The following is a 7,545-nucleotide window of genomic DNA, read 5'->3' as shown; positions in this document are numbered from 1 at the left end:
CTCAGCGATGTCGGTGGTTTCTGGTGGAAAATGCCATTGGGAAAGATTTAGGCAGAAGCTTAACGGAGGTTATTAACGGAATGTGACATATGTCACCAAATTCGTCGATTTTGAGAAAAGATATTTTGGGGCAAGAATTATGACGGGCGCGGCTAAATGGGCGCAGCATGCAGCGCCCCTACTTAGTGAACAGGCTGGGATTACTCAACCTGTTAACGGTTAGACTCTCTAACCACTTTTTTTACGCCATCCGGCGTGCCGACCAGCGCAACGTCCGCGCCACGGTTGGCAAACAGGCCGACGGTCACCACGCCAGCAATGCCGTTGATCTTGTTTTCCAACGCAACAGCATCGAGAATTTCCAGGTTGTACACATCCAGGATCACGTTGCCGTTATCGGTCACTACGTTCTGGCGATATTCCGGCAGGCCACCCAGCTTGACCAGCTCACGCGCCACGTAGGAGCGGGCCATCGGGATCACTTCTACCGGCAGTGGGAATTTACCCAGCACATCAACCTGCTTGGTGGAGTCGACAATGCAGATAAACTGGCGGGCGATGGCGGCAATGATCTTCTCGCGGGTCAAGGCTGCACCGCCGCCTTTGATCATCTGCATGTGGCCGTTGATCTCATCGGCACCGTCAACGTAGATATCCAACGAATCCACTTCATTGCTATCGAAAACGTGGATCCCCAGGCTTTTCAGCTTGGCGGTCGAAGCGTCTGAGCTGGAGACTGCACCTTCGATCTGGTGTTTGATCGAACCCAGCGCATCGATAAAGTGAGCCGCGGTAGAGCCGGTGCCCACGCCCACGATAGTGCCAGGTTTGACGTATTCCAATGCCGCCCAGCCTACCGCTTTTTTCAGTTCATCCTGAGTCATGATGTGTTCATTGCCTTTATACGAAAACGTGTGCGTAGTATAGGGTAAATCACTGACAGCAACTTAGGCTAAAACACACTTATTTAACCTGACGCACAATTCTGCCCCCTCCCTACGACGCCCGCGCTGAAAAGAGCAGCGGGATTTTTTCACCTGAGAAAGTGCAAAAATGTGGCATAGTGCCTGAATCAATTTACTAAAAGGGAACTTCTCTCCGATGAAACGCCCAGACTATAGAACGCTGCAAGCGCTGGACGCGGTGATCCGTGAGCGTGGCTTTGAACGCGCGGCACAAAAACTTTGCATCACCCAATCGGCGGTATCCCAGCGCATCAAACAGTTGGAAAACCTGTTCGGCCAACCGCTGCTGGTACGTACCGTGCCACCGCGCCCAACCGAGCAGGGTCAAAAACTGCTGGCCTTGCTGCATCAGGTCGAGCTGCTGGAAGAGGAGTGGTTAGGGAATGACAATGGGGTCGATACGCCGCTGCTGCTGTCATTGGCGGTCAACGCCGACAGCCTGGCAACCTGGCTGTTACCGGCGCTAAAGCCAGTGCTGGCCGATTCCCCGGTGCGTCTGAATTTGCAGGTAGAAGACGAAACCCGCACGCAGGAACGTCTGCGCCGGGGGGAAGTGGTGGGTGCGGTCAGTATCCAGCCGCAGCCGCTGCCGAGTTGCCTGGTCGATCGATTAGGCGCGCTGGACTATCTGTTCGTCGCCTCAAAAGCCTTTGCCGATCGCTATTTCCCCAACGGCGTGACCCGTTCCGCCCTACTGAAGGCACCGGCGGTGGCATTCGATCATCTCGACGATATGCATCAGGCGTTTTTACAGCAGAACTTCGATCTCTCGCCGGGCAGCGTTCCCTGCCATATCGTTAACTCGTCAGAAGCGTTTGTTCAGTTAGCACGGCAAGGCACCACCTGCTGTATGATCCCGCATCTGCAGATTGAGCGAGAGTTGGCTAGCGGAGAACTGATCGATCTGACTCCGGGCCTGTTCCAGCGCCGTATGCTGTTCTGGCACCGTTTTGCGCCGGAGAGCCGCATGATGCGTAAGGTCACCGATGCATTATTGTCGCATGGGCATCAGGTATTAAGGCAGGATTAAAGGCGCAGCGTAACGCCGCGCCCCGGTAAGAGATTGCTTACTGCGCGGCGTTACGTTGCAGCTCGAACACCACGTCCACCTGATCGTCAAAGTGAATGCTTTGCTGTTCGTAAGTCTGGGCGGCATCACTTTCTGGTGCCGCAGAAGCGGCCTTAAACATGCGTGCAACCGGCATTGGCTGGTAGTTGGCAACGTGATAGCGAATGCTGTACACCGGCCCCAGCTTGGCCTTAAAGCCCTGCGCTAACGAAGCGGCTTGCTGAGTGGCGTTTTCAATCGCTTTCTGACGTGCCTGTTCGCGATAAACCTCCGGTTTAGCCACCCCGAGTTCAACCGCACGAATTTCGTTCAAGCCCGATTTCAGCGCACCGTCCAACAGCTCGTTGAGTTTATCCAACTGACGCAAGGTCACCTGCACCTGGCGTACAGCCTGGTAGCCTTTCAACTGCGATTCACCGGTTTTCAGATAGTCATATTCTGGCTGAGTACGCAGGTTGGCTGCATTGATATCTTTCTTTTCGATACCGTTTTTCTGCAGGAAGTCGAAATACTGCGCTACGCGTTCATCAACCTGTTTTTTCGCCTGGGCGGCATCTTTGGCAGAGACGCTGACTTCGATCGCCAGCGTGGCAATATCCGGGGTGGCGTCTACGCTGGCCGTGCCGGAAGTGACCACATGCGGCCCTTCAGGTACTTCTGCTGCCTGCAGCGCCAGAGGTAACGTGCCTAATCCAATCATTGCGGCCATGGCCAATGCTTTAAGCTTCACAGTGTCTCCTTGAATGACTAATTGCTTGTCCTCAAAGCTAGCACATCCTGCTGCCCTTGGAATTCGGATTAGTGACAAAGGGTAGCGTTGTCCTGAAAAAATTGAAAAATCGCGTCCCGGAAATTGCGTTTTCTGGTAGGAAAAGTGCAGACGATCTGCGACAGACGAAGCAACGCCTCCATCCACCGATTACGCAACTCACTTAAATTGCATAAATAACCCCCATCGAAAGCTAAAACGTCATTGGCATGATGAACAAGCATTACGGAGTTCAGCCCCAAAAAAGGTTGGAGCGGAGTTCTGGAGGTTTTTCATTGTGAGAGGACCTATCAGGAAATCAAGCGAGAAACACACCTTTTAACCCGGTATTAACATCATCAGATGTTTATCACACCTTCATGCTGAGCCTGTTTTAACTTGGATTTACTGATAATAAAAACATGTCATTAAAAACAGTATTGACACAGTATCTAAAATCCGTAAATTAGGCATCAACAGCGGCACATAAACAGTTCGCTGTTGATATAAAGAGCAAGTAGTATGTATTTTTAATAGGGTTTTAGTTTTTTTTGCGATAAAGGCCACGAAATATTTTTGTATGGGATAATCGCAGTTGGGTAGAGTAGCAGGCTCACGCGATTACGTTTTAAGGCCATGTAGTCAGTATCTATAATCGCAAAGTATGTATGTTAACGCGATGATGTAAGGCTCTGATTTATCGTTTTTTGATGTTGCGTATTGTTGAAAGAATGTTATCGCAACGAAAGTAAGGCTACGCATCAAGTATTTTATATCGCGAGGGGAAATGTACTAGTTTAACCTGCTCAATCTTTGATATTTCTTTGGATTAGTAGGCGTTATAAACATCAGTCGGTATAGGGAGGATGATATAGCTATCTTTTATCACCCAATATTATCTGTGATAAACAAGTGCATTTAGAGTAGTACCAAAATCAGTAGTATCAAGTTATTAAGTTGATTAATGTTAAATCTCACGTTTGTAGTACCCTAAAAGCCCTGACTGCAACGGTCAGGGCTTTTAGCTTTCATGGTTCAGCCAAGCTTCGTGTTCCGTACATACAGTCATCGAAAAGATAAGGCGTTGTACACGAGTGAAAAAAGTTAGTGAAGTTAATGCTTGCAAAATTAATCAGTACGTGACTATTATGGCTCATCGGTTTGGAACACAGACCTTATGAAAGCAGTTTTAGTAAAGCAGTCCTCAGTTCAAGTGCTATCCATAGATACCCTTCTTCATGAGCCTCCTCCTAAGTGCCCAATAAGTAAATCTCTGCAAAACAGGCCATGTTCGCCACATTGAGTGGCTCAAAATTAAAGGAAGTATCTATGTCTGATAAAATGACTGGTTTAGTAAAATGGTTTGATGCAGGTAAAGGTTTTGGTTTTATTACTCCTGCTGATGGCAGCAAAGATGTCTTCGTGCATTTTTCTGCGATCCAAAGTAACGATTTTAAAACGTTAGATGAAGGGCAAAAAGTAGAATTCTCTATTGAAAATGGTGCCAAAGGTCCTTCCGCTGGTAACGTTTTCGCGCTTTAATGACCAATAAGTTTGCTAGAGCTTGCAATAGCGATGAGGGCAAATAGCCTGAGCAGTTAAGCCATAGTGATAAAAAAGCCCGCTCTCGTAAAGCGGGCTTTTTCGTATAGAAAAATCAAGAATATGATTAAAATGCTAATAGGGTTGGCATGGTCGATTCCTACCAATTAGAGGTTAGCCCATGCCAGGCTAATTGTAGCGCAATGCCCCACATCACCAGCCCAACCAGAACGTTGATAATCCGTTGTGCCGTCAGGGTTTTCAGCCACGGAGCCAGCCATGAGGCCAGCAGTGCCAAGGCAAAGAACCAGACGACCGAAGCGCTAACCGCACCAAGGGCAAACCAGGAACGAATATCTGGCGTCAGTTGCCCTCCCAGGCTGCCAAGCACCACAAAGGTGTCGAGGTACACATGCGGGTTCAGCCAGGTGACAGCCAACATGGTCACCACAATGCGCCAACGGTTTTGCTTCATCTCTTGCGCCGCTGCCAGCTCCAGATGTTGGCTAAACGCGGTGCGGAAAGCCCCCCACCCGTACCACAGCAGAAAAGCAACGCCGCCCCAGGTCACCAGCGCCAACAGCAAAGGTGAACTGCTGAGCAAGGCGCTACCGCCAAAAATACCGGCACAAATCAGAACGATGTCGCTCAACGCGCACAGCGAGGCGGTCATCAGATGAAAATGGCGGCGGATCCCCTGGTTCATCACAAACACGTTTTGTGGGCCAAGCGGCAGGATCATCGCGGCGCTCAAGGCAAAGCCTTGTAGATAGATGGCTAACATGGTGTTCCTTCTGGATATATCAGCGCGGGGAAAGCGGCGTGTGCTGTTCAACACGCGCATCATACGAAAAGAAAATTATTAGGGGAAATGGATATTTCTAATCAGGCATCAGTAATACTAATGCTCAATCGTTACGGCGATGGTCGATCCACTCTTCAATCTGAATCGGGAAGACGTCCGGCGCCTTTCTTAACATCCGCCGCACCAGGTCCAGCACGGTATGCTGTGACAACGCCTCTTCCATACGTTGCTGGGCAATATTCATCACCTGGCGCACGCCGCAGATGCCTTCACAGGCCCAGTCGGGCGCCGGTTCATCAAACACGGCCAAACGTTGGCGGATCTCTTTGCAGTCGAAGATCGCCTTTTCGCCGTCGATAGCCGCAACGATATCCAGCACGGTGATCTGATCGGCCGGTTTGGCCAGCCGGAAGCCGCCCCCCTTACCCTCGGTGCTTTCAACCAACTTCGCCTTGGAAAACTTGGTGAATATCTTGGCCAGGTAGTCATAAGGCACGCCCTGCAATTCGGCGATTTCACGCACGCTCATCTCACGCCCTTCGCCTTTGCTATCGACCATACACATCAGGCTATGGATGCCATACTCCACCCCGGAACTGTAGAACGCCATGTTTTCTCCGCACGATTAATTCTGAGTTAGATAGTAATTTCTTCCCCTTACCGATGCAATGCTGGCAGATCGCTACATTTATATAAATTTAAAATGATAATAAATTCATTTAGTTAAATTACACGCACCGGATTAATGGTGTAAAACGCTTGATGATCTAAACTGCGATCAATATAGTCGTAGTTAATAATTAAACCCGTTTTCAGATGAAACACCAGCGGAGTCACAGCATGAAACAACAAATTCTTATCCTGGGTGCCGGTTTTGCAGGGATGTGGGCGGCATTGAGCGCAGCACGATTAACCGATCTTCACGGTCGCGACGATATCGAGATCACCGTGCTGTCTCCTCAGGCAGAGCTGCGTATTCGCCCCCGTTTCTATGAGGCCGAGGTGGAAAACTACGCTGCTCCCCTGTTGCCATTATTCGCGGTAACCGGGATAAAATTCATCGCCGGGATTGCCAGTGAAATTGATAGTGCCAACCAGCAGGTCTGGTATCACAACCAGCAGGAGCAACTGACTGCCGTACGTTACGATCGCCTGATCATGGCGACCGGTAGCCACATCGCCCCTACTCTGCCAGGAGCACAGCAGTACGCTTTCAACGTCGATCAAATGGAGAGCGCAGCCCGCCTGGAGCGACATCTGATTGCATTGGCCGAGCAACCTGAGAGCAGCGCGCGTAATACTGTCATCGTGTGTGGCGGCGGCTTTACCGGCATTGAACTGGCCACCGAGTTACCAACACGTTTACGGGCAATCCTTGGCAGTTCTGCTGCAATTCGCGTGATTATCGTCGATCGCAGCCCGGTGGCGGGTGGCCGTTACAGCAAACAGTTACGCGACGTGATTAGCCAGGCCTCGGCAGAGTTGGGCGTTGAGTGGCGGCTGAATAGCGAAATTAAGGCCATTGACGCAAGCGGCCTGACGCTAAAAAACGGCGAACATATCGCCTCCAGCACCGTTATTTTAACCTTGGGCGTCCAGGCCAGCCCGTTAACCCGGCAAATCCCGGGTGAGCGCGATCCACAAGGCAGGCTGCACGTCGATGAGCAGTTAAGAGTACTTGGGCAAAACGCGGTTTATGCAACCGGCGATGTCGCTAATGCCCGCACTGACGATCAAGGCAATCACGCCCTGATGACCTGCCAGCACGCCATCATGTTAGGGCGCTTTGTCGGCCATAACGTCGCCGCCGATCTGATCGGTATTGCATCCCTGCCCTACCGCCAGGTGAATTACGTTACCTGTCTGGATCTTGGAGCATGGGGCGCGGTCTACAGCGAAGGTTGGGATCAGGTGGTGAAATCCACCAAGGAAGACGCGAAGAAAATCAAAATCGCCATTACCAACGAGTTGATCTATCCCCCGCAAGCGGAACGTGAAGTGGCCTTTGCAGCCGCCGATCCGTTAGCGCCGTTTGTTTGAGCCCTCACCCCAACCCTCTCCCACAGGGAGAGGGAGCTGTTAGGCACTGCTCTTTTGGAAGTAAAGGGGTCATCTCAGCAAACTCGAACGTCCCCTCACCCAAGGTACGTCACCCAATTTTCAGATCCACTCGATCAGTCCCCACGGGGAGAGGGAGCTGTTAGGCACTGCTCTTTTGGGAGTAAAGGGGTCATCTCAGCAAACTCGAACGGCTTCCTAATCAAGGTGCGTCACCGAGTTTTTCAACCCACTCGATCGGTCCCCTTGTATGTTTAAAGGTACTTTAATTACCCCCCCAAAGGTGGGTAGACTTTAACCGAGTAGTACCTGACGCCACAGCCCGATTCCCCTCTGGGACAACAAGCCCGCGGGAGAG

7 protein-coding genes are annotated in these 7,545 nt (G+C 50.9%); 3 read left to right on the top strand and 4 right to left on the bottom strand.

The window, feature by feature from the left end; all coding sequences use genetic code 11:
• Window positions 1-212: 212 nt before the first annotated feature.
• Window positions 213-884: a ribose-5-phosphate isomerase RpiA gene (gene rpiA / locus ACLQ7H_RS24595; protein WP_411754933.1), complete on the bottom strand. Its 672-nt coding sequence runs from the start codon at window positions 882-884 to the stop codon at window positions 213-215.
• A gap of 217 nt (window positions 885-1,101) precedes the next feature.
• Between rpiA and ACLQ7H_RS24590 the strand changes: the two genes are divergently transcribed.
• Window positions 1,102-1,995, top strand: coding sequence for a LysR family transcriptional regulator ArgP (locus ACLQ7H_RS24590; protein ID WP_021179788.1), 894 nt, complete (start codon window positions 1,102-1,104; stop codon window positions 1,993-1,995).
• A 37-nt stretch (window positions 1,996-2,032) separates the two neighbouring features.
• Here the strand turns inward: ACLQ7H_RS24590 and ACLQ7H_RS24585 are convergent, their stop codons facing one another.
• Window positions 2,033-2,764, bottom strand: a complete 732-nt coding sequence (locus ACLQ7H_RS24585; RefSeq protein ID WP_411754932.1) for an oxidative stress defense protein — start codon at window positions 2,762-2,764, stop codon at window positions 2,033-2,035.
• A 1,347-nt stretch (window positions 2,765-4,111) separates the two neighbouring features.
• Between ACLQ7H_RS24585 and cspA the strand changes: the two genes are divergently transcribed.
• Complete coding sequence (gene cspA / locus ACLQ7H_RS24580; protein ID WP_021806212.1) at window positions 4,112-4,324, top strand: RNA chaperone/antiterminator CspA; 213 nt, start codon at window positions 4,112-4,114, stop codon at window positions 4,322-4,324.
• A 160-nt stretch (window positions 4,325-4,484) separates the two neighbouring features.
• On the opposite strand, the gene argO is transcribed toward cspA, so the two are convergent.
• Both argO and ACLQ7H_RS24570 read right to left on the bottom strand, forming a co-directional pair.
• Complete coding sequence (gene argO / locus ACLQ7H_RS24575) at window positions 4,485-5,108, bottom strand: arginine exporter ArgO (RefSeq protein WP_411754931.1); 624 nt, start codon at window positions 5,106-5,108, stop codon at window positions 4,485-4,487.
• A 124-nt stretch (window positions 5,109-5,232) separates the two neighbouring features.
• A complete protein-coding gene (locus tag ACLQ7H_RS24570; RefSeq protein ID WP_411754930.1) occupies window positions 5,233-5,739 on the bottom strand; it encodes an RrF2 family transcriptional regulator in 507 nt (168 codons plus the stop codon).
• Window positions 5,740-5,969: 230 nt separating this feature from the next.
• Here ACLQ7H_RS24570 and ACLQ7H_RS24565 point away from each other — a divergent pair, with 230 nt between their 5' ends.
• Window positions 5,970-7,169: an NAD(P)/FAD-dependent oxidoreductase gene (locus ACLQ7H_RS24565; protein WP_411754929.1), complete on the top strand. Its 1,200-nt coding sequence runs from the start codon at window positions 5,970-5,972 to the stop codon at window positions 7,167-7,169.
• Window positions 7,170-7,545 lie beyond the last annotated feature (376 nt).

Source organism: Serratia sp. (in: enterobacteria), from assembly GCF_046715635.1.
In the GTDB taxonomy this organism is placed as follows: domain Bacteria; phylum Pseudomonadota; class Gammaproteobacteria; order Enterobacterales; family Enterobacteriaceae; genus Chania.
This window is presented reverse-complemented; position numbering and strand designations above follow the sequence as displayed.

Excerpts from the sequence above, each read along its gene's own strand:
- argO (WP_411754931.1), bottom strand. The coding sequence starts at position 5,108 with ATGTTAGCCATCTATCTACAAGGCTTTGCCTTGAGCGCCGCGATGATC.
- ACLQ7H_RS24565 (WP_411754929.1), top strand. The coding sequence starts at position 5,970 with ATGAAACAACAAATTCTTATCCTGGGTGCCGGTTTTGCAGGGATGTGG.
- ACLQ7H_RS24590 (WP_021179788.1), top strand. The coding sequence starts at position 1,102 with ATGAAACGCCCAGACTATAGAACGCTGCAAGCGCTGGACGCGGTGATC.
- ACLQ7H_RS24570 (WP_411754930.1), bottom strand. The coding sequence starts at position 5,739 with ATGGCGTTCTACAGTTCCGGGGTGGAGTATGGCATCCATAGCCTGATG.
- rpiA (WP_411754933.1), bottom strand. The coding sequence starts at position 884 with ATGACTCAGGATGAACTGAAAAAAGCGGTAGGCTGGGCGGCATTGGAA.
- cspA (WP_021806212.1), top strand. The coding sequence starts at position 4,112 with ATGTCTGATAAAATGACTGGTTTAGTAAAATGGTTTGATGCAGGTAAA.